Genomic DNA, 22,436 nt, shown 5'->3' with positions numbered 1-22,436 from the left:
GAGAGAGTGAGTAGACAGTGCTCTGGACCAGTGTAAGAGAATTTCCCCTCGAGCGGGATCTGACAGAACTTGTGCAATTGTTGCGCACGCGACAAATTCCGCACAGAGTCACCGAGTATCAGGGGCGACAAATTCTTCAAGTGCCAGATCCACGCCTCGGTGAACCTGTCGGAGAGTTTATCGACACCTGGCTTGCCGGCGGCGTGCCGGCGCAGGACACACCCGTTGTCGAGCAAACCGAAGGCGAGCCTGGGGCGGCTGTGCTGCTGCAGTTGAGAAAATTTCCGCTCACAGTGTTGCTGATCGCCCTGAGCCTGCTCGGTTTTGCCGTTGCCCGCTTCGCGCCTTTACAAGCCTGGCTTGGCGAGTTGACTTTCGTGCCTCTGCTACAAGTGCCGGGTGGCTACTACCTGGGTGAGCTTAACGATACCTTGGCGAGCGGTCAGTGGTGGCGTCTGATAAGCCCCGCCTTTCTGCACTTTTCGATTTTTCATATCGTTTTTAACGCACTTTGGACCTGGGAGTTGGGACGTCGGCTTGAGTGGGTGATGGGCCCGTGGCGCTACGCGGTCTTTTTCCTGTTCAGCGCCCTTGCCAGCAACCTGACCCAATACGTCTGGCCATCACAGGCGGCGATGTTCGGCGGCATGTCGGGGGTGGTCTACGCTATGGTAGGCTTTATAAGCGTTCATCAATGGCTGCGCCCGCACCCGGCGTTAGCAGTACCGCGCGGTATTCTTATTTTTATGCTCGCCTGGCTGGGAATCTGTATGCTGGGCGTCGTTGATCTCTTTATGAGCGGTGGCGTAGCCAATGGTGCCCATCTGGGTGGTCTGGTCGCTGGTGCCGCGCTCGGTGGACTCTCCGCAATTCGACAACCCAAGACCAAGCAATGAATGAATTAAACCAACTGATCAACAAGCTGACGCCTGAGATCTACCGCAGCTTAAAACGCGCCATTGAACTGGGAAAATGGCCTGACGGCCGCGCACTCTCACAGGAGCAAAGATCCCTGTGCCTGCAGGCTGTGATTGCCTACGAGCACGAACACCTGCCGCCAGAAGAGCGAACCGGCTATATCGCGCCCAGACCGCATACTCATTGTGCCAGCGACCAAGACGTTCCCGATGCGGATGTGCCGCTGAAGTGGCAGTAACAGATTTTTGATGAGGTAACTATGAATAGCTCAGAGCCCGTGCCATCCGGCAAAACTGTGTACTTAAAGGATTACGCTCCACCGTCTTATATAATTGAAAAGACCGAGCTGGATGTGGATATTTATAAAGGCGAAACCTTTGTTCTGGCTCGGTTGCAGTTCCAGTGCCTCGACGAGCGTCCCCAAGCCCTGACTCTCGATGGTGAGGCACTTGAGCTTTTGGATATCGCCATAGATGGCAAGGCGCTCGATAGCACTCAATATCGGTGCGACCATCGCGGCTTGACACTGCACAACCCGCCCGAGCGCTTCGTGCTCACTACGCGCGTGCGAATTCTGCCTGAGCAAAACACCTCACTCGAAGGGTTGTATCGCTCACGCACCATTTACTGTACCCAGTGTGAAGCAGAGGGTTTTCGCAAGATTACCTATTATCTTGACCGCCCGGACGTCATGAGTGATTTTATCACTCGCGTAAGCGCCGATAAAAACGAGTGTCCGATTCTGCTCAGTAACGGCAACAAAATTGACGGCGGAGACTTGGACGGTGGTCGCCACTTCGCCACCTGGCATGACCCCCATAAGAAGCCCTGTTATCTCTTTGCCTTAGTGGCTGGTGACTTGGCGAAGGTTGAGGACAGGTTTCGTACCGCCTCGGGTCGCGAGGTGACACTGCAAATTTTTGTCGAGGAAAAAGACCTCGATAAATGCGACCACGCCATGTCCTCGTTGAAGAACGCCATGCGCTGGGACGAGCAAGTCTATGGCCGCGAATACGACCTGGACATTTTTATGATCGTCGCTGTCGATGACTTCAATATGGGGGCCATGGAAAACAAAGGGCTCAACATTTTCAACACGTCGTGCGTCTTGGCCAAGCCCGAAACGACCACCGACGCCGGCTTTCAGCGAGTCGAGGGCGTGGTGGCGCACGAGTATTTTCACAACTGGTCCGGCAACCGTGTGACCTGTAGAGACTGGTTCCAGCTCAGCCTGAAAGAAGGGTTTACTGTATTTCGCGATGCCGAGTTCTCCGCCGACATGGGCTCGCGTACCGTCAAGCGGGTAGAGGATGTGGCTGTATTGCGCACCTTGCAGTTTGCTGAAGATGCCGGCCCCATGGCCCATCCAATCAGGCCAGCGAGCTACATGGAAATCTCCAACTTCTACACGCTGACCATCTATGAGAAAGGGGCCGAGGTGGTGCGTATGTTGGCCAACTTGCTTGGGCCGGCCGATTTTCGCAAAGCCACTGATCTCTACTTCGAGCGCCACGACGGTCAAGCTGTGACCACGGAAGAGTTTGTCCAGGCCATGGAAGACGCGTCTGGACGCGACCTCACCCAATTTAAACGCTGGTACAACCAGGCGGGGACGCCGCGCCTGAGCGTTACCGATGAATACGACCAAGAGCAGCGCCGCTACAGTCTGACCATTCGCCAGAGCACTCCGGCCACACCCGAGTGCGCCGAAAAGCTCGCTTTTCACATTCCCGTGGCAATGGGGCTTTTGGGCGAGGCCGGCGAGTTGGCGCTAAAGCTCGCCGACGAGTCACTCGACGACTTGCCAGAAGACAATACTCATCGAGTACTGGAGCTGACCGAAACCGAGCAAACCTTTGTTTTCACCGACATACCTGAAAAACCTGTGCCGTCTTTATTACGCGGTTTCTCGGCGCCGGTAAAACTCGACTATCAGTACAGCCGTGCAGATCTCGCGACCCTGGCACTGCACGACAGCGATGGCTTTAATCGGTACGAGGCCTGCCAGAAACTCGCTCTCGCCACCATTCAAGACGCCATGCTGGCCTACCAGCAAGACACGCTGGCCGAGTTCGTCCCCGACTCGACACTGGTGCAGGTCTACCGGTTGCTGCTGGAGGATAACAGCCTCGACCAGGCTATGTTGGCGCTCATGCTCAATCTTCCCTCCGAGGCCTATATCGCCGAAGAGCAGGAGGTCATCGACCCTGTGGCCATCCACTTTGCCCGGCGCCAGGTGGCGGCTTATGTGGGAAGCGAGCTGGCCGAGCTCTTCCGCCTGAGGGTTTCGGCCTATGACCCGACCCGCGAATACCGGGCGCAGTCCGACGACATAGCGCTGCGCAGCATGAAAAATGCGGCCCTCGGCTATCTAATGCTGCTGCCCACCGCCGAGGATCTGCACTTGTGCCTCAATCAGTTGGCCCGTGCCAACAATATGACGGACGAAATGGCTGCCCTGACTGCTTTGGTGTGTTGTGAAGACAACACTGCACAAGAGCAGGCCCGGGACGCTCTGACCGCGTTCTACCAAAAATGGCAAGACGAGCCCTTGGTCGTCAATCAGTGGTTGGCGCTGCAGGCACGAAATCCCATTCCCGGGGCGCTTGAGCGGGTTCAGGCGTTGCTTCAGCACCCGGCCTATGACGGCAACAATCCCAATAAAATTCGCTCAGTAATCAGCGTATTTTGCAACAACAACCCTTTGAATTTTCACACTGGCACTGCGGATGAGCCGGATGCGGGCTACCGGTTTCTGGCCGAGCAAATTCTCCAACTGGATAGCAAAAATCCGCAGATAGCCGCGCGCCTGATCACGCCGCTGACCCGTTGGCGCCGCTATACTGGAGACAGAGGGCAGGCCATGCGCTTGCAGCTGCAACGGCTCGCCGATCAACCGGGCCTGTCTCCGGACAGTTATGAAATCGTCAGTAAGAGTTTGAACTAATGGCTAGCGGATTTGGCAATAAACTGGTCATCGCTATCTCGTCCAGGGCGCTGTTTAACCTGGACGATTCCCATAAGGTCTTTATGGACAAGGGACTGGAAGCTTATGCTCAATATCAAATGGACCATGAAGATGAGCTGCTAGAGCCCGGCGATGCCTTTCCCATGGTGCAAAAGTTACTGCGGCTCAATGAGAACCTGCCGGGAGACCCTCGGGTCGAAGTCATTTTACTGTCTCGCAACAGTGCCGACACTGGCCTGAGGGTGTTTAACTCCATCGAGCACTACAAGCTCAATGTCACCCGCGCCGCCTTTTGCAGCGGTCTGAGCCCTTATCGCTACGCCTCTGCCTTCGGCTGCCACCTATTCTTGTCAACAGAGCCCGACGATGTCCGCAACGCCCTTGAGCATGGGATAGCTGCGGCCACCTTGATGGCCCCCAAGAGTCGCAGCCAAAATGAAAATGAGCTGCGCTTTGCGTTTGATGGCGATGCCGTGCTGTTTTCCGATGAAGCAGAACAGATTTTCAAACGCCAGGGTTTATCGGCCTTTACCGAGAGCGAAAAGGCCGCGGCGCGAACGCCCTTGCCGGGCGGTCCGTTTAAGCCTTTTCTCGACGCACTGCACAAATTGCAGGCTGAGTACGGCGACAGTGGTCAGTGTCCGATTCGTACCGCATTGGTCACGGCGCGCTCGGCGCCGGCTCACGAGCGGGTGATTCGCACGCTAAGAGCCTGGAAAATCCGCATCGATGAATCGCTGTTTCTCGGCGGGCTGCCCAAGGGAGAGTTTCTCAAGGCCTATGGCGCCGATGTGTTTTTCGACGATCAACAGGCCCACATTGAATCAGCCAGCGCTCATGTAGCGACAGGCCACGTGCCTCATGGCGTGGCCAATTCGCCGGAATTCAGCGGTCCGGCGGGTTCAGTCAAACCCTAAGTGGGCGCAAAAAACGGGGCGATTTGACTTGCTCAGCGAGTTCCGAGCCGGTTCAGTGCCCGTTTTTTTGGCCCCGGCGGCAAAATCAGCTATTCTTGACTTGAATAATCAACTATATTTTTATAACACGATACGGATAGGCCATTTGGAGGGCTTATGAAGCTGCAACAACTCCGGTATATATGGGAAGTGGCTCACCACGATCTCAATGTATCCGCGACTGCGCAGAGCCTGTATACCTCTCAGCCCGGTATCAGTAAGCAGATTCGTCTTCTGGAAGACGAGCTCGGTGTGGAGATTTTCTCCCGCAGTGGTAAACACCTGACCCGCATCACGCCCGCCGGCGAAGCCATTCTCAAAACGGCCGGCGAAATTTTGCGCAAGGTGGAAAGCATCAAACAGGTTGCCCAGGAGTTCAGCAATGAGCGCAAGGGCAGTCTGTCTATTGCCACGACCCATACCCAGGCGCGCTATGCCTTACCGCCGGTGATCGAGTCTTTTATCGGCCAGTACCCAGAGGTGTCTCTGCACATGCATCAGGGCACGCCCATGCAGATTTCGGAGATGGCCGCCGACGGCACCGTGGACTTTGCCATTGCCACCGAAGCGCTGGAGCTGTTCAGCGATCTGGTGATGATGCCGTGCTATCGCTGGAACCGCTGCATTGTGGTACCCAAAAATCACCCCCTGGCGTCACTGTCAGAGCTGACGCTGGAAGAGGTGGCCAAGCACCCGATCGTCACCTATGTGTTCGGTTTTACCGGCCGCTCGAAGCTGGACGAGGCCTTCATCAACAAAGGACTGGCCCCCAAGGTGGTGTTCACCGCCGCCGATGCCGATGTTATCAAAACCTATGTGCGGCTTGGCTTGGGCATAGGCATTATTGCCCATATGGCGTTTGACGAGGAGATTGACGATGATTTGGTCGCTCTTGATGCCAGCCACCTTTTTGATGCCAGCATCACTAAAATTGGCTTCCGGCGGGGGACCTTCCTGCGCGGCTTTATGTACGACTTTATCCAGCAATTCGCTCCCCATCTGACCCGCGAGGTGGTAAACCAGGCCTACAGCTGCCACTCGAGAGTCGAGCTGGACGATCTGTTTTCCGACATCCACCTGCCATCTTACTGAGCCCGCGCCGGGTTAGGCCCGGCGCGGGCCCCGTGTCCCTGAGAGTTTGACGCATTATTTACAGTATTCGGTGATCCGAAATCCAGCGGCCAACGAATACCTGTACAAGAATTTTGTATTGTACAGTCATGGTTCAAAAACCTATGCAATCGGCAAAAATCAAAGTGGGCATCAGCCAGTGTTTACTGGGAGAACCCGTGCGCTATGACGGCGGCCATAAGCGCTCACGCTTTATCACGGATCAGCTCGGCGACTATTTCGAGTTTTTCCCGGTTTGTCCGGAAGTCGCTATTGGTTTGGGAATCCCCCGTAAGCCCATTCGCCTGGTGGCTACCGATGAGGGCACCCGGGTTCGCCAGACCGATGACGACAGCGTGGATGTCACTGACGCCCTCGTCGATTACGGCCGCGCAATGCTGCCTGAGCTCACCTCCCTCTGCGGCTACATTTTTATGCAGAATTCACCCAGCTGCGGCGTTTTTGACCTCAAGCGCTACGGCGCCAACGGTTATCCGCTCGATAAACACGGCCAGGGGGCCTATGCCCGGGAAGTGATTGCCGCACTGCCGTTGTTACCGGTGGAAGAGGCGGGCCGGTTAAACGACGCCGGCCTGCGCGAGAACTTCATCACCCGCGTGTTTGCCTACCACGACTGGCGCACCAGCGTCGAAGTCGAGCCAACGGCGAAAAAGCTGATCGACTTCTACTCCCGCTACAAGTATCAGGTTATGGCGCATCATGTACCCAGCTACAAGAGCATCGGCCGCCTGTTATCCAATCTGAGTGATCGGCCCATAGCGCAGGTCTGCGATGAGTTTATTCAGGCGTTTATGCAGGCGCTGGCCCACAGAGCGACACGTAAAGGTAATACCAATGCGATGATGCACCTGCGCGGCTACCTCAAAGATCAACTGGATAGAGACGACAAGCGGGAGCTGGGTGAGATCATTGAAAACTATCGTACCGGCCTCGTGCCGCTTGTGGTCCCCCTGACACTGCTCAAGCATCACTTGTTAAAAGCGGATGATCCCTACTTGCAGCAGCAAACCTTTTGGTCGCCGCATCCTGAGAAGCTGGGGCTGCGCAATGTCTACATTGCCTAGTGCGAAAGCCGATTTCTCAATAGGAGAGGTGGCGAGCTACACCCAGGTGCCGGCCATTACCCTCCGGGCCTGGGAGCGACGCTACAACTTGCTTACGCCTGAACGTGACGGGGAAGGGCACAGGCGCTACACGCGCGACGACATGGTGCTTATTGAGCGCATCAAAAAGTGGGCGCATCGCGGTTTGCCGCTGGGCCGGATCGATGCCACCTGGCTCGCGGAGGCAGACAGTGCCGGCAATGACGCCGTGCACGACGCCCTCAGCCAGATGCGTGTTCACCAACTTTATCGGCTTTTGCGTCACCAGCTTGATACCGCCGACCAACGCTACGCCGTCATCGGCTCCTGGAGTTCACTGGCCAGCCAAGTGCGCCTGATGCTGCATCACCGGCGCAATCACTACAGTCTGCTGTACTCGGCTTTGACGCACTGTATCGCCTACCCGCAGTCGAACCCCTCGCAAATTGTGCTGGTGCTAACCACCAGTGATAACTACGAGCTCGGCCGGCTTTGTGCGCAGCTTTTCAGTCTGAACAGTGATCGTCTGGTTTTCGGGATGTTTTGCAGCTCTGATGAGGCCGCTGAGGTGATGAGCAAAGCCGATGCCGATGGGTACCTGCTTGACGCGGAACTGTTGTCAAAGGCGCCCGAGCTCAGGGTGCCCGCCGTATCGTTTTGCTGTAATGATCGCGCTTCAATTTCTGCCGTATTGCCCAGTATCACAACGGCTTATGAAGAACTAACCAGCGAGCTTACGCCATGAACAGCCACACCCAACCCACCTCTGTACTCGAACAGCTGATGACGCACTATGCTGAGTTCAGCACGGCCAACCTGCCGGCAATTATGTCGCTCTATCAAAAGTCGATTGTCTTTACCGACCCCGTCAGTCACTTGCAAGGCAAACCAGCGCTTGAGCGCTATTTCACCGCCATGGCAGAGGGACTCGACTTTTGTCGGTTTGAATTCGATCAGCATGTGCAATCGTCTCTCAGCGGCGCAGATTCACAGGCGGCATTGTTCTGGACCATGCACTACGCCCACCCCAGTGTGCAGGGCGGGAAGCCGGCGTCTCTGAGCGGCTCTTCGCATATTCGCTACACCAGCGAGGGCATTTACTATCACAGGGATTACTACGATCTCGGCGAAATGCTCTACGAGCGTTTACCGGTTATCGGCTCGGCGATTCGCCTGATTAAGCGTCGCATGGAGCGCTCATGAGTCGACTGGTTTGGTTTCGAAGTGACCTTCGTGTGACCGACAATCCGGCCTTGCACTACGCCTGCGACGACCAGGCGGATGTGCAAGCCGTGTTTATACTCTGTGACCAGTATGTTGAGTCGCATCCCATTGGCCCAAGAAAGTTATGGTTTATTCGCGAGTCGCTCAAAGACTTGGCCGTGAATCTACAAAAGAGCGGCATTGAGCTCAGCCTTCTTCGCGTGGCAAAAGCCGGGGATATTCCTGCAAAGTTAATGGCTTTTTGCAAAGAAATGGGCATCAAATCGCTCTACTGTAATGCCGAGTATCCCATCGACGAAATTGAGCGCGATCGCAAAGTCAAAGCCAGCTGCGAAGGCGCTGATATCGCATTCAGGCGATATCACGATCGCTGCTTGATTCCACCGGGAATGCTCAAAACCGGGCAGGGCAGCGTCTATCGCGTTTTTACGCCCTTCAGTAAAGCCTGGAAAGAGAAAATAAAGTCCGCCAGGCTGGAAGCCTACTTGGCCCCTGAGACAGGACGAGGAAAAAAAGCCAAAGACGCTACCCGTGCGATTGACCAATGTTTTGCCCGCTGTGACCTTCGTCCAGCGCCTGATCACTGGCAACCCGGTGAAAACATCGCGCAGCGAAAACTGCAAGAATTTTGCGATAACGCACTGCTCGAGTATGACGAGCAGAGGGATACGCCTGCCGGGCCCGGCACTTCGCGACTGTCGCCGTATCTAAGCATCGGTTCTCTGAGCCCCAAGCAGTGCTATCTCGCGGCAGCGGCTAGGGTAAAAGGCGACTGGGAAAAACACTCTGGCGTCAACACCTGGATCAATGAGTTAATCTGGCGAGAGTTTTACATGCACATCGCCCAGGCCTTTCCGGCATTAAGCCGCCACAAGCCTATGCAAGCCTACACCGACGACTTTCCCTGGCGTTACGATAAAACCCTCTTCCAACGCTGGTGCAATGGAGAAACGGGTATTCCCATTGTCGACGCAGCCATGCGCCAACTGAACAATACCGGCTGGATGCACAATCGCCTGCGAATGGTGACAGCAATGTTTTTGTGCAAAAACCTCAAAATTGACTGGCGCTGGGGCGAGCGTTATTTCATGGAGCAGCTGATTGATGCCGACTTCTGCGCGAACAACGGGGGCTGGCAATGGAGTGCTTCTACCGGCACAGACGCCGCGCCTTATTTTCGCATTATGAATCCGGTCAGTCAGTCCGAGCGCCACGACCCGGATGGGCAGTTTATTCGCCGCTATGTATCAGAGCTTGCCGAATTGAACAATAAAGACGTTCACACCGGACGTGGCGCCGCAGCCTACTGTGATCCTATTGTCGATCTTAATCGCAGCCGTCAGGAAGCCATCGACCTGTTCAAATCGCTCAAATCCAACGAGGCCACTGCCAATGAGTCGTGAACCACTTGCCGGGCGAAGAGCCCTGATTACCGGCGCCAGCAAAGGGCTTGGCCTTGCCGTCACAGAAGCCTTGCTCGAGGCCGGCTGCGAGGTTATCGGGCTCGCTCGAAATGTCGACGAGCTGAAACCTCTGGAGCAATCATCAGCAGGCAGATTGCACGCCATCTCGGTCGATATCACAGATCGGGCTGCCATCAAAGATGTCATGGCAAGTTGCCAGGGAGTAGACACACTGATTCTCAATGCCGGCACCTGTGAGTACATTGAGCCCGGCGGCTTTGATGCCGCGGCCTTCGCACGGGTTCAGGCTGTCAACCTGCAGGGCAACGCCAACCTTCTGGAGGCCGCTATTCCCGCGCTGCGGCAGACGGGCCGTGGCGGTCATATTATCGGCGTTTCCAGCCTGGTAACTGAACTGCCCCTACCGAGAAGCGAAGCCTACGGCGCCTCCAAGGCCGGTTTTGATTATCTGATGGCGTCCTTGCGAACGGACCTTTATCACCTGGGGATTGACGTCACCGTTGTTAAACCAGGCTTTATTCGCACACCACTGACGGACAAGAACGATTTCGATATGCCTTTTTTAATGGAGCCTCAACAGGCCGCACAGCATCTTCTGAAAGCCATCGCCCAAAGGCGTTATGTCTATCGCTTCCCCTGGCAGCTTGCACTGCCCATGCGTATTCTCAGGCTATTGCCCACCCCAATACTCACCCGTATCTTGCAAAAAATGGTGAGATCATGAGTGCGGCTGTCCCCAGCATTGCGATTATCGGCGGCGGTATCAGCGGTTTGAGCTGTGCCTATCTGCTGAGCCGAGAATACGACGTTACCCTCTATGAGGCAGCGGATCAGATTGGCGGCCATACGGCCACCAAAAAAGTCGAGGTGGACTCCGGCGAGTACTGGATTGACACCGGCTTTATCGTCTACAACGACAGAACCTACCCCAACTTTATCAAGCTCATGGACCAGCTGGGCGTGCAGGGTCAGAAGACCGAAATGGGCTTCAGTGTGAGCTGCGAGCAGAGCGGTTTGGAATACGCGGGAACCTCGATCAATGGTTTATTCGCTCAGCGCCGCAACTTGCTGAGTCCTCAGCATTGGTCGATGCTCAAAGACATCGTTGCCTTTAACAGACATTGCACCAAACTGTATGAAGAAGACGCCGTGCCCAAGGGCATAACCCTGGCTGAGTTTCTGCAAATCCATCAGTACTCTCCGGCCTTCAGCCGTTTCTATTTGCTGCCCATGGTTTCGGCCATCTGGTCGTCGGGCACTCAAGCCGCGGCACAGATGCCACTGGAATTTTTCATCCGTTTTTTCCACAACCACGGCCTCTTGACTGTTACCGATCAACCCCAGTGGTACACCTTGCGCGGGGGCTCGCACGCCTATCTGGAACCTCTCACTCGGAGCTTTCAGGACAACATCGTGGTCAATGCAGGCATCGAGGGCGTTACCCGTACCCCAGAGGGAGTCAACGTCCAACGCCAGGGGGGTATGTCGGAGCACTTCGATCATGTGATCTTTGCGTGTCACAGTGACCAGGCGCTGGCGCTCCTACGCGACCCGAGTGCAACCGAAATTGCCGTTCTCAGCGCCATACCCTACAAGAGCAATCAGGTGGTTTTGCACACCGATACGGCCATGTTGCCTTCGAGTCGCCGCGCCTGGGCGAGCTGGAACTATCGCCTGAAAGGTGCCGTGGATGAGCGCACCCTGCTCACCTACAATATGAATATTCTCCAGTGTATCGAGGCCCAAGAGACCTTCTGCGTGACGGTTAATCCAGATGCGGCGGTGAACCCCGCTCGGGTCCTCGGCGAATACGAGTACGCCCATCCGGTTTTCACGCTGGACAGCGTTGCGGCCAGCGCTCGCTGGGCAGAGATCAGCGGGGCGATGAATACCCACTACTGCGGTGCCTATTGGCACAACGGATTTCATGAAGATGGACTGGCATCGGCACTGAGGGTTGCCAAAGCATTTGGGGTAAGCCTGTGAACACCGTTCAGCCACAATCGTGCATCTATTCTGGCACCGTAAGGCACCGACGATTCACGCCGGTAGAGCACCAATTCAGCTACCACATAAACCTGTTTTTTGTCCGTCTTGATGAATTAAATGGCCTGTTCAGCGGTCACCGTCTTTGGTCGCTGAATCGGCGCAACCTCGGCTACTTTCGCCGAGAAGACTATATGGCGCCACACAGCGACAACCTGGAATCGCTGGTGCTGCAAAAAGTTGTGGATGCGCTCAACATCGACTTGAAAGAGCCCTCTGTGTATCTGCTGACCAACCTAAGGCAATGGGGCATGTGTTTTAACCCAGTAAGTTTTTACTACGTTTACGACCGCGATTCGCTGAAAGCCATAGTCGCTCAAGTGAATAATACCCCCTGGAATGAGCGTCACTGCTATGTGATACCGGTTCAAGCTGAGCGAACAACCAACAAACAGCGTTTTGCCAAAGAGTTCCATGTCTCGCCGTTCAACCCCCTCGAGATGACCTACCACTGGCGCAGCAGCTTACCCGGAGAGCATTTGAGCGTGCATATGGAAAACCACCGTGAAGGTCGTTGCCACATGGATGCCACCTTACAGCTGGAAAAGAAAACTTGGACAACGGGCAATCTAAACCGAGTTTTGATACGTACACCGTTCAACACAATGAAGGTGCCGCTCGCCATTTACTGGCAGGCTTTGAAGCTCTGGCTAAAAGGGGCGCCAATCTATAACCATACAAAGGGCGATAGGGTTCTATCGCCAAAAATGACAGAGGAGAACCAGCTGTGACTGATGCGACTACCCGCAAAGGTATTGCCAGAGTGCAGCCTCATCGCGCGCAGGTCTTTACTTACCGCGAGCGTATTGCCAGAACTCTGGTGTTAGCCACGTTGAACAAGCTATCACTGGGCTGCCTTAGGGTTCATGAAGGCGACGAGTGCCATTGTTTTGGTGAGTCACCCGACTCGGCGGATCTCGTTGCTGACATTCATGTGCATCATCCCGGTGTCTATGCCGACGTTGCCTTTTCTGGCTCTATCGGCTCGGGAGAGGCATATATGTCGGGCTATTGGTCGACCCCCAATCTGACCAACGTGGTGCGGATATTTGTTCGCAACCTTGATGCGCTGGATGCCATGGACCAGAGCCAGTCATGGGCAAGTAAAAAATTGCTCAAGCTTTTCGAGTGGTTAAACCGCAACTCAAAAGAGGGAGCCAGACGTAATATCAGTGCTCACTACGATCTTGGCAACGACTTCTTTTCGCTGTTTCTCGATCGGGAAATGATGTACTCATCGGCGATTTTTCCGCCGCAAAGCACTGACCTTGAAGAGGCCGCAAGCTACAAGCTCAAGGTCGTCTGTGACAAGCTCAGACTCTCGGGCAGTGATCATTTGCTCGAAATTGGCAGCGGCTGGGGGGGCATGGCCGTTTACGCCGCCAAGCACTACGGCTGCCGGGTAACCACCACGACTATATCTCGTGAGCAGTATGATCAGGCGCGCCTGCGCGTGAGCCAGGCCGGACTCGAGGATAAAGTGACGGTGCTGTTTGATGATTACCGAGATCTTCGCGGTCAGTACGATAAGCTGGTTTCCATTGAAATGATTGAGGCCGTCGGCCACAGGCACTACCCGGAGTATTTTTCCGTCTGTTCTCGACTGCTGAAAAGAGACGGCTTGATGTTGTTACAAGCCATCACCATTGCCGACCAGCGCTACGACATGGCGAGAAAAAGCGTCGACTTTATTCAGCGCTATATATTCCCCGGCGGCGGCTTGCCATCCGTCGCCAAGGTGTCCGAGCTGATGGGCCAGTGCACGCACTTTAATCTACTGCACTTCGAGGACATAGGCGCGCACTACGCCCGCACTTTGCAGGCCTGGCGCGAACGTTTCTTGGCCCGGCTCGAGCAGGTTCGTCAGCAGGGATTCGATGAGCGCTTTATCCGCATGTGGGAGTACTATCTGTGCTACTGCGAAGGCGGCTTTATCGAACGCAGTATTGGCACCGGCCAGTTCCTGTTTGCCGGTCAGGACTTTCGTGAGTCGATAGAATGAAGCGGGCGTCGCTCGTTGATTTTTTCTCGCGCTACCGCCTGATACTGCTTAATGCGCTCATGTTTCAGCTCGGCTGGCTGGTGTGTATTTTATTCGGCAGCCTTTATGCGTTGATTTTCACAGTAGCGGCCTCGCTGTTCCACTTTTGGCTGTTTGGTAACCAGAGGGCCGATTGGCTCTATGCGTCGATAGCCCTTTTCATGGGTTTGCTGCACGACAGCCTTATGCTGGCCACCGGTGTATTTGGGTTTGCAGGGCACTTCCTGCCGCCGGTTTGGCTTTTGTGTCTGTGGTGGCTGCTCGGCCTGACCCTCAGGCACTCGCTGTATGAGATTTACCGGCGCCCGCTGCTGGCTTCGTTACTCGGTGCTGTGTCGGCGGGCTTTGCCTATTACGCAGGTGTCTCCCTGTCGCCCATTAGTTGGGGAACCTTGGGCGAGGCCGGCGTATTGATCATAGCCGCGGCCTGGCTTGTGGTCTTGCCCCTGCACAGGCGTGTTTGTGCGCTGCTGGAAATCAACTATACGAGAACTGAACCTCATGACTAATCGATCGCCATCAGCGCTATTGTTGTCTCTATTGTTGATCCTCGCCTCTAGGGTAGTAGCGGAGCCAGAGATCCTTGGCAGTGCCTATTTGTTGGAGGCGCCGGATATCTTAGTCTATCGCGAGACTTACGAAGTGCTCGATGAGCAGACAACTCAGGTGACCTATTTGTCTCCCGAGGATGAAGTCATCGCCGAAAAACGCCTGGATTACAGTACGGGCGAAGCAACGCCGAGTTTTAGACTCACCGATCTTCGCTTTGAGCAAGTCAAATCGGTCTCAGTAAGTCAAGATCGGTTGCAATTCTTTGTCGATGAAGAGGGCAAAAAGCGCAAGAAAGAGCGCGATCGCGCCAAAACCCAGGTCGTCGATGCCGGCTTCACCCATTTTCTGCGTCAGAACTGGAGCGGCCTGATAAACGGGGGAGACGTTGATTTTGACTTCGCTTTTGTCGACCGGCTCGACAATGTGTCGCTCACTGCGAGCAAAGTCGACCAATCCGATACACCTTTTGGCAACCAATTCGCTGCGAGTCACTACTTTTCCATGGCGCTCGACAATGCGCTCTTGGCGCTACTGGTGGACCCGATTTACCTGGCCTTTGATGATCAACAAAGGTTACTTGCCTACGCCGGGCGCTCTAACTTGAAAGGTCCCAAGGGCAAGCCGGTGGATGTGATTATTCGCTATGTTTATACAGGGGCTCGCTCTCTGTAATTGGCTTCAGAAGGTGAATTCAACGAGGGTGAGTGGGCCCCTCGGGCGACCAGCCTTTAAGGTCGTAGGCAAAAGCAATGATATAGGCTACGGCGAGATAGAGTTTTTCCGGTATCTCGTCGCCGAGTTCGAGCGTCACAAGAAAATCCACCAGTGTTTCATTGTCGCAAAGCGGGACATCGTGCTCGCGGGCAATATCGATAATCTCGCGGGCAATATCACCAGTGCCCTTGGCGCTGATCACCGGTGAGGATTTACCGTCGTAGTAAAGTGCAACGGCTTTTGTCAGCTCTTCAAAACTTGCGGTTTCACTCATGTTTTCACATCCACCAGATGGTAGCCCAATTGGTTGCCCGCCTGTTGCGGCGCTCCTTCGCGATACTGGATATCGGTCAAAGTGACGCCGGATGCCTTCAGCGCCGCCGCAATTTGCTTGAACTTTTCTCGAGCCTCAGCCAGCACGTGGCGGTCTTCACCCCAAATCACCACCGCGAGATCGTCCTGACAATAGCGTAGCTGGGCGTAGATATCACCGACCTTTGGGGTATTCATGGCCAGGGTTACCTGCCATTGGCGACGCTTGCTCGACCCTTTCTGCGTCTGACGGTCCTGCGCTTGCTCTTCAATGGTCAGGCGCGTGTGGCATAGCTGCTGGTCAACGCGAATGGGCAGGTCCAGGCTCACGCTGTTAGACGGGCTCTGGGTCTCGCCGGCTCGTGCTCGGGTGATTTCCGGCTGCAACTGGTTGTGTCGCACCCGCGCCAAACTCGACAAGGTCAGTTGATGGGTGAGCAGCATCAGCTGGGTTTGCAGCACTCGCGCATCATTCGCCGGCAGGGCTCGTGGGGGTTGGGCGAGCAGCAGTTGCGACAGTGCCGGCAGAGACCAGCGTTTATCGACTGCGGCGGAGCTCTCTGGCGGCGATGGCTGAGTACCGCTCAAAGAGGGCTGTGACTTTGGCGCCGATGCTAGGGGAGCGGGCGCTCCCGTGGGTACTGGCGGTTTTGTCACTGCATTCTCACTGCCAGCGAGTAGGCGCGCAATCAGTGCCAAATCAGCTGCGGGCGCGCTATTGCTTGGCTGAGTCGGCGGGCCTTGCGCCGCCGGGCCGGGCACGGCGGGAGCGAGGGTCTGGACAAGCTTCAGCAAGAGCGCCTTGCGATCGCTATTGATCAGATTCTGGACCGTTTCTTGCCCTTGGCGCGAGGCGCTGGCCAGCTTTTGCTCGAAGAAGGTACCGCTGTGCCCCATGGCCGACTTAAGCGTGGTCGTATTCACCTCGGGCGCCGTGACGGGCTGCCGGTCGATTCGAGCTAACAGTGCCTGCACGGCCTCCAGGCGTCCGCTGACTGGCAGGCGTGAGAGCAGTTGCTGGAGTAACGGAATATTGGTTTCCAGTCTTGGAGCGCTCTGTTGGGGTAAGATTTCCCGCAGCGCCTGTGCCAGGGCTTTTGGTTCAATCGGCGCGCGACCCAGCTGCGCACTGCCGCCAGTGGTGGCCTGGGAGACGGCCGCCGCAGGGGCAGGGGCAGGGGGGGCAGGTTGCAGAGACAGTTGTCGTTTGGCGTTGAGCAATACGCTTACTTGCTGACCCGTTTGCAGAGGCTCTTTACTCAGCACTGGCAGGCTTGTGCCTTTGAGCTCCAGGGTGACAAGCCGCACACTCTCGCCCGCAGCCAGCGCCAGCTTGAGATCCTGGCCCAGTGGCGGCGGCGCCATAGGTTTTGTGGAAGGCGCGAGGCCGGCGGGCAGAGGGGTCTGCCCGGCTAACCACTGGCGCTGCTCGACGCTGAGCGATTGCTGGCGCACCACCTGCGCCTGGGCCACCTCACCGATCTTCAGTGGCAGATCGATCGCGGTTCTGGCGCTTGCAGCCGGGAGCGACTCTCCCTGCGAGCGGGGAACAGCGCCGCCAGGGCGGTACAGCTGGGTGAAATCTATGGGCATAGTCGTCTTAATGTCCGTAGCATTTACGCCAATTAACGCCGTCATGGGTAAACTTTTGTGTCCCGGGGCTATATAATCGGCGCGCAATCACGTTTTCGGCCACCGGCCCCAATAATTGAGTGCCCTGATGCCAGCAAGGCAACCGACAGAACCACCCCGGCTGACGCTGGACAATGTCACCTGCGAGCGCGATGACCGGGTGCTGTTCTGTAACCTGCAGTATAACTGCCAGGCGGGTACTCTGTTGCAAGTTGTCGGATTCAATGGCGCCGGCAAAACCACCTTGCTCCATGCCTTGACCGGCCTGATTGCGCCCGCTGAGGGTCAGATCCTCTGGCAGCAAACCCCCATTGCCAATAGTGCCCGGGCCTTTCGCCAGGCGCTGCTGTACCTCGGCCATCAAGCCCCGGTCAAAGCCCATCTCACAGTCGCTGAAAACGCTCTGTGGCTCGCCCGCTTGCAAGGCGCCTCAGTTGAACGGCTGGACTGGGCACTCGAGCAGGTGGACATGCTCGCCTATCGCGATATTACCTGTCACTCGCTCTCCGCCGGCCAGCGCCGGCGGGTAGCCCTCGCTCAGCTTTACATGAGCCAGGCACCGCTGTGGGTGCTCGACGAACCCTTCACCGCCATCGATAAAGAGGGGGTCGCCAAGCTCGAAGCCCTGCTGGAGCGCCACTGCGCCCACGGCGGAATCGCCGTCCTCACTTCCCACCAGGCACTTCGAGTGGCCGGGATGCAGACGTTGAACCTGGCTGACTTTCAACCGCAAGCCGGAGCCAGTTACGCCTATGGATGATCAGCGCGGTGACAACTGGAGTGGGGTAAGCGCGGTCTTCAGTCGCGACTTGCGGTTGATGTGGCGCCACCGCAGCGACCTCGCCAATCCGCTGATTTTCTTTCTGATAGCCATCACACTTCTGCCTCTCGGAGTCGACCCGTCCCGCCAGCTGCTCGGTAGCATTGCACCAGGCATGCTCTGGATTATGGCCCTGCTGGCGACTCTATTGTCCATGGATCTGTTGTTTCGCGGCGACTACGACGACGGCAGTCTCGCGCAATTCCAGTTGGCACCACAGCCGCTGTACTTGACCGTGCTGGCAAAAGTAGCCGTCTACTGGCTCACGACAGGCTTACCCCTGGCGCTAATGGCGCCGCTGCTGGCGGTGATGCTGGCGCTGCCGGAAGGGGGTTACATACCCCTGACGTTATCCTTAACATTGGGCACGGCGGTGATGAGCCTTATCGGCGCACTGGGCGCGGCACTCACCGTGTGTTTACGCAGTGGCGGCCTGGTTCTGACGCTGATTGTTATGCCCCTGTATTTGCCGGTGCTAATCATCGGTGCCAACTGCGTCAGCAGCGCCGTGGCGGGGTTTGATTACAGCCGTGAGCTGGCCCTACTGGGCGCCGGGCTGGCCCTGGCGCTGATTGTCATGCCACCGGCCATTGCCGGGGCGCTACGAATTTCGTCCAATCAATAAAATAAGAGGGCTTTATCTTGGCTTGGCAATGGTTTCACCGTCTGGGATCTCCCCGCTGGTTTTACGAAAAGACCAGCCGCTGGCTCGTGTGGTTTGCGCCTTTGACCATTGCGTTGCTGCTTATCGGCCTTATCTGGGGGTTGGCATTTGCCCCCATTGACGCCAAGCAGGGGAACAGCTACCGGATTATTTTTATCCATATGCCTGCAGCGGTGCTCTCACTCGTCGGCTATTACATCATGGCCATCGCCGGCGGCGTCGGGCTTATCTGGCGTATGAAACTGCCCTTTATGGTGATGCAGGCCGCCGCGCCCATCGGTGCAGCACTGACTATTCTGACTTTGGCCACCGGCTCGCTATGGGGTTACCCCACCTGGGGGACTTTTTGGGAGTGGGATGCGCGGAATATCTTTATGCTCGTGCTGCTGTTTTTGTATCTGGGTATCGTGGTGCTGGGTAAGGTCTACCCGGTGCGCGACGCCGCCGATAAAGCCTGCGCCATACTCGCCCTGGTGGGCACAGTGAACGTACCCATCATCTACAAGTCGGTGGACTGGTGGTACAGCCTGCACCAACCGGCAAGCATTAAGTTTACCGGTGCCAGCAGCATTCACCCCAGCATGCTCTATCCGTTGTTGCTGTGCATCGTCGCCTACTACTGTTTTTACACACTGTCGCTGATTCTTTACACCCGCCGTGAAGTACTGGTACGCGAGGCGCGCACCCAGTGGGTCGGTGAGCTTGTCGGCGCGCCGAACAACGGTGACAAGAGCGGGGGCGAGCGCCATGCCTGAATTTAAGTTTTCCTCGTTAAACGACTTTATCACCATGGCGGGGCATGGCATCTATGTCTGGAGTTGCGTGCTGATTGCCGCCGTCATTCTTTCTGCACTGGTGATTCACCCACTGGTGTTGCACCGCTCGCAAAAGCGCCATATTCTGCGTCAGCGTCAACTGCAAGGCAGCCAGCAGGCCCGCCACCAGCGCAGTCCCCACACACCTTGAGGTATTCATGCATCCTGTCCGTAAACAGCGCTTGATCGTCGTTCTCGCCATTGTCTTACTGTCGTCGGTGGCGGTTGGCTTGTTGGTGTTTGCGCTGCGCGAAAACATCAATCTGTTCTATCCGCCGGCCAAGTTCAGCGCCGATGAAGTCCCGCGTAACGTCCGGCTACGAGCCGGCGGCTGTGTCGAGCCCGGCAGTGTGGTGCGCGATGATGAATCCCTGAAAATACGCTTTGTCTTGGTGGATAACACCGGTCAATTGACCGTGCAATACGAAGGCATACTGCCGGATCTGTTTGCCGAAGGGGAGGCCGCCGTGGTCAATGGAATGTGGCAGGACGACGATGTGTTCTACGCCGATCAAGTCCTGGCAAAGCACGATGAAACCTATATGCCGCCCGAAGTGGCCGAAGCCATGGGCAATGGTGAAGAGCACCAGGCCACCTGCGAGGTTGTCGATTATGGTTCCTGAGCTCGGTCATTTCGCGCTGATTCTGGCCCTCGGGCTGAGCGCAGCCCTGTTTGTCTTGCCGCTGTGGGGCGCATACCGGGGCAGCCAGCCGCTGATGCTCTCGGCGCGCTCTCTGGCCACCGGTCAGTTGGTGCTCATCGCCCTGGCTTTTGTGGCTTTGGGCTGGGCTTTTCTTCACGACGACTTTTCTGTGGCCTACGTCGCCAACCACTCCAACTCGCTGATGCCCGTCTACTACAAACTCAGCGCCATCTGGGGTGGCCACGAGGGCTCGCTGCTGCTGTGGATTTTGATTCTCTCTGGTTGGACCTTCGCCATTGCCGTGTTCAGTCGCTCGCTGCCGCTCGACATGCAGGCACGGGTGCTAGCCGTGATGGGTTTTGTGGCGACGGGTTTTTTGCTGTTTATTCTGCTGACCTCCAATCCCTTTGACCGGATTCTGCCACTCTCGCCCCAAGAGGGCGCAGACCTCAACCCGCTGTTGCAAGACCCGGGGCTGATTTTCCACCCGCCGCTGCTGTATATGGGGTACGTAGGCTTTAGCAGCGTCTTTGCCTTCGCCATTGCCGCCTTGCTCACCGGCAAGCTCGATACCGCCTGGGCCCGCTGGTCGCGCCCTTGGGCCACCGTTGCTTGGGCCTTTCTGACGGTGGGCATAGCGCTGGGCAGCTGGTGGGCCTATTACGAGCTCGGCTGGGGCGGCTGGTGGTTCTGGGATCCGGTGGAAAATGCCTCCTTTATGCCCTGGCTGGTGGGCACGGCCCTGATTCACTCGCTCGCCGTCACCGAGAAGCGCGGCCTGTTTAAAAGCTGGACCATCCTGCTGGCGATTTTCGCCTTTTCGTTGAGCCTGCTTGGGACCTTTCTGGTCCGCTCCGGGGTGCTGACTTCGGTTCACGCCTTTGCCAATGACCCCGAGCGGGGCATGTTCGTGCTGATGTTTCTCGCCGTAGTGGTGGGCAGTTCGCTACTGTTGTTTGCGTTGCGCGCTCCCGTGGTCAAAAGTGCGCCCGGTTTTACACTGCTCTCGCGCGAAGCGCTGTTGCTGGCCAACAACATCATCCTGGTGATCAGCATGATCACGGTGCTCTTTGGCACACTGTTCCCGCTGGTAGCGGATGCCTTAAAGCTCGGTAAATACTCGGTGGGCGCCCCTTACTTCAACCTGACCTTTTTGCCCTTTATCACGCTGATCTGCCTGCTGATGGGTCTGGCACCAGAAAGCCGCTGGAAGCGCACCCAACTGGGGCAATTAGTAGCAAAGGCGCGCTGGCCACTGCTCATCAGTGTACTAGCGGGCATAGCGCTACCCTTCGCCCTGGGGGAGTTCACCCTGCTTATGGCTTTTGCCAGCTTTGTCGGCACCTGGGTGGCGAGCGCCACCCTCGCAGACCTATGGCGCAAGAGCGCCCATCGCGACGGCCGGGCGACGGGTCTGGGCCAGCTCAGCCTCAGCTATTGGGGCATGATCATTGCGCATCTGGGCATCGCCACCATGGTGTTCGGGGTGTGCTACAACAGCCACTACAGTGATGAGCAAAAAATCCGGATGAGCGTCGGCAACCCCGTCACTGTTGGCGGCTACCAGTTCACCATGGATAAGCTTGAGAAAATCCGCGGACCCAACTATGTCGCTGATCAGGCGGTAGTCAGCATGAGCCGCAACGGCAAAACCCTGGTGGTATTAAAGCCGCAAAAACGCCGCTACCTCGCCAGTGGGCAGATTATGACGGAGGTTGCGCTCGATCCGGGTTTTACCCGCGACATTTACGTCGCCCTGGGCGATAACATCGATGCCTCCACCTGGGCCGTACGTGTTCACTATATGCGCTTTGTGCGCTGGATTTGGCTCGGAGCGCTGATGATGGCCTGCGGCGGTGTGCTCGCCGTCATCGATAAGCGCTATCGCCGGCGGGTGACAAAACATACAGAATCCTTGTCGGCAAACGCTGCGGAGGCTCAGGGTGCAGAGAGTTAAACTGTTTCTTCCCCTACTTGTATTGCTGGTGCTCTTACCACTGTTTTACGTCGGTCTCAGGCTCGATCCCTACGCCATGCCCTCTGCGCTGGTGGGTAACCCGCTGCCGGACTTTGAACTGTCTCTGGTTGAGCAACCCGATGTCACCGCCACCTCGGCGGATCTGAAAGGGCAGGTCACCTTGCTGAACGTCTGGGCCACCTGGTGTTTTGCCTGTAAAGCCGAGCACCCCTATTTGAACAAGCTGGCAGAGCAGGGTATCAACTTGGTCGGGGTCAATTACAAAGACGAGCGCCAAGCGGCGCAAAAGTGGTTGCGGGAGCTGCACAATCCCTATCAATACAGTCTCTACGACAACGAAGGGCGCCTGGGCATGGAGCTGGGGGTCACCGGTGCGCCGGAGACCTATTTGGTGGATGCCGAGGGGGTTGTGCTCTATCGGCATATCGGCGTTGTCGACGACAGGGTCTGGCGGGAAATTCTCGGACCACAGTATCGCGAGGCGCTGGGGCAGCAGAGTCCTTAGAGCGGGTGTG

General features: G+C 56.6%; 24 protein-coding genes. 22 read left to right on the top strand and 2 right to left on the bottom strand.

Annotated features, from left to right (window positions below; all coding sequences use genetic code 11):
- Window positions 1-17 precede the first annotated feature (17 nt).
- The 15 genes from QWI16_RS10025 to QWI16_RS09955 all read left to right on the top strand — a co-directional run bounded on the left by QWI16_RS10025 (window position 18) and on the right by QWI16_RS09955 (window position 15,014).
- Entirely contained in the window at window positions 18-896 is an 879-nt protein-coding gene (locus QWI16_RS10025) for a rhomboid family intramembrane serine protease (protein WP_302712805.1), read from the top strand.
- A complete protein-coding gene (locus tag QWI16_RS10020) occupies window positions 893-1,156 on the top strand; it encodes a YeaC family protein (protein WP_302712804.1) in 264 nt (87 codons plus the stop codon). Before QWI16_RS10025 ends, QWI16_RS10020 begins: the two co-directional genes overlap by 4 nt.
- 21 nt (window positions 1,157-1,177) lie before the next feature.
- Window positions 1,178-3,865, top strand: a complete 2,688-nt coding sequence (pepN, locus tag QWI16_RS10015; protein WP_302712802.1) for an aminopeptidase N — start codon at window positions 1,178-1,180, stop codon at window positions 3,863-3,865.
- Window positions 3,865-4,803, top strand: a complete 939-nt coding sequence (locus QWI16_RS10010; RefSeq protein WP_302712800.1) for a 5'-nucleotidase — start codon at window positions 3,865-3,867, stop codon at window positions 4,801-4,803. Before pepN ends, QWI16_RS10010 begins: the two co-directional genes overlap by 1 nt.
- A gap of 156 nt (window positions 4,804-4,959) precedes the next feature.
- Window positions 4,960-5,934 (top strand): HTH-type transcriptional regulator CysB, encoded by a 975-nt coding sequence (gene cysB / locus QWI16_RS10005; protein ID WP_302712798.1) that lies wholly within the window; start codon window positions 4,960-4,962, stop codon window positions 5,932-5,934.
- Window positions 5,935-6,077: 143 nt separating this feature from the next.
- Window positions 6,078-7,037 carry a YbgA family protein gene (locus tag QWI16_RS10000; protein WP_302712796.1) on the top strand — a complete coding sequence of 320 codons (960 nt, stop codon included), beginning with the start codon at window positions 6,078-6,080 and terminating at the stop codon, window positions 7,035-7,037.
- Window positions 7,021-7,800: a MerR family transcriptional regulator gene (locus QWI16_RS09995; RefSeq protein ID WP_302712794.1), complete on the top strand. Its 780-nt coding sequence runs from the start codon at window positions 7,021-7,023 to the stop codon at window positions 7,798-7,800. The genes QWI16_RS10000 and QWI16_RS09995 overlap by 17 nt, the downstream gene beginning before the upstream one ends.
- Window positions 7,797-8,258: a nuclear transport factor 2 family protein gene (locus tag QWI16_RS09990; RefSeq protein ID WP_302712792.1), complete on the top strand. Its 462-nt coding sequence runs from the start codon at window positions 7,797-7,799 to the stop codon at window positions 8,256-8,258. The genes QWI16_RS09995 and QWI16_RS09990 overlap by 4 nt, the downstream gene beginning before the upstream one ends.
- Complete coding sequence (locus tag QWI16_RS09985) at window positions 8,255-9,682, top strand: cryptochrome/photolyase family protein (protein ID WP_302712790.1); 1,428 nt, start codon at window positions 8,255-8,257, stop codon at window positions 9,680-9,682. The genes QWI16_RS09990 and QWI16_RS09985 overlap by 4 nt, the downstream gene beginning before the upstream one ends.
- Window positions 9,672-10,427 carry an SDR family NAD(P)-dependent oxidoreductase gene (locus QWI16_RS09980; RefSeq protein ID WP_302712788.1) on the top strand — a complete coding sequence of 252 codons (756 nt, stop codon included), beginning with the start codon at window positions 9,672-9,674 and terminating at the stop codon, window positions 10,425-10,427. Before QWI16_RS09985 ends, QWI16_RS09980 begins: the two co-directional genes overlap by 11 nt.
- The gene (locus QWI16_RS09975; protein WP_302712786.1) at window positions 10,424-11,689 is read left to right on the top strand and encodes an NAD(P)/FAD-dependent oxidoreductase; all 1,266 of its coding nucleotides are present in this window, start codon (window positions 10,424-10,426) and stop codon (window positions 11,687-11,689) included. The genes QWI16_RS09980 and QWI16_RS09975 overlap by 4 nt, the downstream gene beginning before the upstream one ends.
- Window positions 11,686-12,480, top strand: coding sequence for a DUF1365 domain-containing protein (locus QWI16_RS09970; protein ID WP_302712784.1), 795 nt, complete (start codon window positions 11,686-11,688; stop codon window positions 12,478-12,480). The genes QWI16_RS09975 and QWI16_RS09970 overlap by 4 nt, the downstream gene beginning before the upstream one ends.
- Window positions 12,477-13,751 carry an SAM-dependent methyltransferase gene (locus QWI16_RS09965; protein WP_302712782.1) on the top strand — a complete coding sequence of 425 codons (1,275 nt, stop codon included), beginning with the start codon at window positions 12,477-12,479 and terminating at the stop codon, window positions 13,749-13,751. Before QWI16_RS09970 ends, QWI16_RS09965 begins: the two co-directional genes overlap by 4 nt.
- A complete protein-coding gene (locus QWI16_RS09960) occupies window positions 13,748-14,299 on the top strand; it encodes a DUF2878 domain-containing protein (RefSeq protein WP_302712781.1) in 552 nt (183 codons plus the stop codon). The genes QWI16_RS09965 and QWI16_RS09960 overlap by 4 nt, the downstream gene beginning before the upstream one ends.
- A complete protein-coding gene (locus QWI16_RS09955) occupies window positions 14,292-15,014 on the top strand; it encodes a hypothetical protein (protein WP_302712780.1) in 723 nt (240 codons plus the stop codon). Before QWI16_RS09960 ends, QWI16_RS09955 begins: the two co-directional genes overlap by 8 nt.
- Window positions 15,015-15,033: 19 nt before the next feature.
- Here QWI16_RS09955 and QWI16_RS09950 read toward each other — a convergent pair whose 3' ends face one another.
- The gene (locus tag QWI16_RS09950) at window positions 15,034-15,330 is read right to left on the bottom strand and encodes an EscU/YscU/HrcU family type III secretion system export apparatus switch protein (protein WP_302712778.1); all 297 of its coding nucleotides are present in this window, start codon (window positions 15,328-15,330) and stop codon (window positions 15,034-15,036) included.
- Window positions 15,327-17,006, bottom strand: coding sequence for a flagellar hook-length control protein FliK (locus QWI16_RS09945; protein ID WP_302712776.1), 1,680 nt, complete (start codon window positions 17,004-17,006; stop codon window positions 15,327-15,329). The genes QWI16_RS09950 and QWI16_RS09945 overlap by 4 nt, the downstream gene beginning before the upstream one ends.
- A gap of 82 nt (window positions 17,007-17,088) precedes the next feature.
- Between QWI16_RS09945 and ccmA the strand changes: the two genes are divergently transcribed.
- From ccmA to QWI16_RS09910, 7 genes are read left to right on the top strand one after another with little or no spacing between them, the layout of a single operon-like run.
- The gene (gene ccmA / locus QWI16_RS09940; RefSeq protein ID WP_302712775.1) at window positions 17,089-17,760 is read left to right on the top strand and encodes a cytochrome c biogenesis heme-transporting ATPase CcmA; all 672 of its coding nucleotides are present in this window, start codon (window positions 17,089-17,091) and stop codon (window positions 17,758-17,760) included.
- On the top strand, window positions 17,753-18,445 hold the full coding sequence (gene ccmB / locus QWI16_RS09935) for a heme exporter protein CcmB (protein WP_302712773.1): 693 nt from the start codon (window positions 17,753-17,755) through the stop codon (window positions 18,443-18,445). Before ccmA ends, ccmB begins: the two co-directional genes overlap by 8 nt.
- A 17-nt stretch (window positions 18,446-18,462) precedes the next feature.
- Entirely contained in the window at window positions 18,463-19,239 is a 777-nt protein-coding gene (ccmC, locus tag QWI16_RS09930; protein ID WP_302712772.1) for a heme ABC transporter permease CcmC, read from the top strand.
- Entirely contained in the window at window positions 19,232-19,450 is a 219-nt protein-coding gene (gene ccmD / locus QWI16_RS09925; RefSeq protein WP_302712771.1) for a heme exporter protein CcmD, read from the top strand. Before ccmC ends, ccmD begins: the two co-directional genes overlap by 8 nt.
- Window positions 19,451-19,457: 7 nt before the next feature.
- Window positions 19,458-19,922 (top strand): cytochrome c maturation protein CcmE, encoded by a 465-nt coding sequence (gene ccmE / locus QWI16_RS09920; protein WP_302712770.1) that lies wholly within the window; start codon window positions 19,458-19,460, stop codon window positions 19,920-19,922.
- On the top strand, window positions 19,912-21,900 hold the full coding sequence (locus QWI16_RS09915) for a heme lyase CcmF/NrfE family subunit (protein ID WP_302712769.1): 1,989 nt from the start codon (window positions 19,912-19,914) through the stop codon (window positions 21,898-21,900). Before ccmE ends, QWI16_RS09915 begins: the two co-directional genes overlap by 11 nt.
- Window positions 21,887-22,426, top strand: a complete 540-nt coding sequence (locus QWI16_RS09910; RefSeq protein WP_302712767.1) for a DsbE family thiol:disulfide interchange protein — start codon at window positions 21,887-21,889, stop codon at window positions 22,424-22,426. The genes QWI16_RS09915 and QWI16_RS09910 overlap by 14 nt, the downstream gene beginning before the upstream one ends.
- Window positions 22,427-22,436 lie beyond the last annotated feature (10 nt).

Origin of the sequence: Gilvimarinus algae (assembly GCF_030518215.1) — a bacterium.
GTDB classification, from domain to species: domain Bacteria; phylum Pseudomonadota; class Gammaproteobacteria; order Pseudomonadales; family Cellvibrionaceae; genus Gilvimarinus; species Gilvimarinus algae.
The sequence above is the reverse complement of the archived record's forward strand: the minus strand, read 5'-3'. Positions and strand labels throughout refer to the sequence as shown.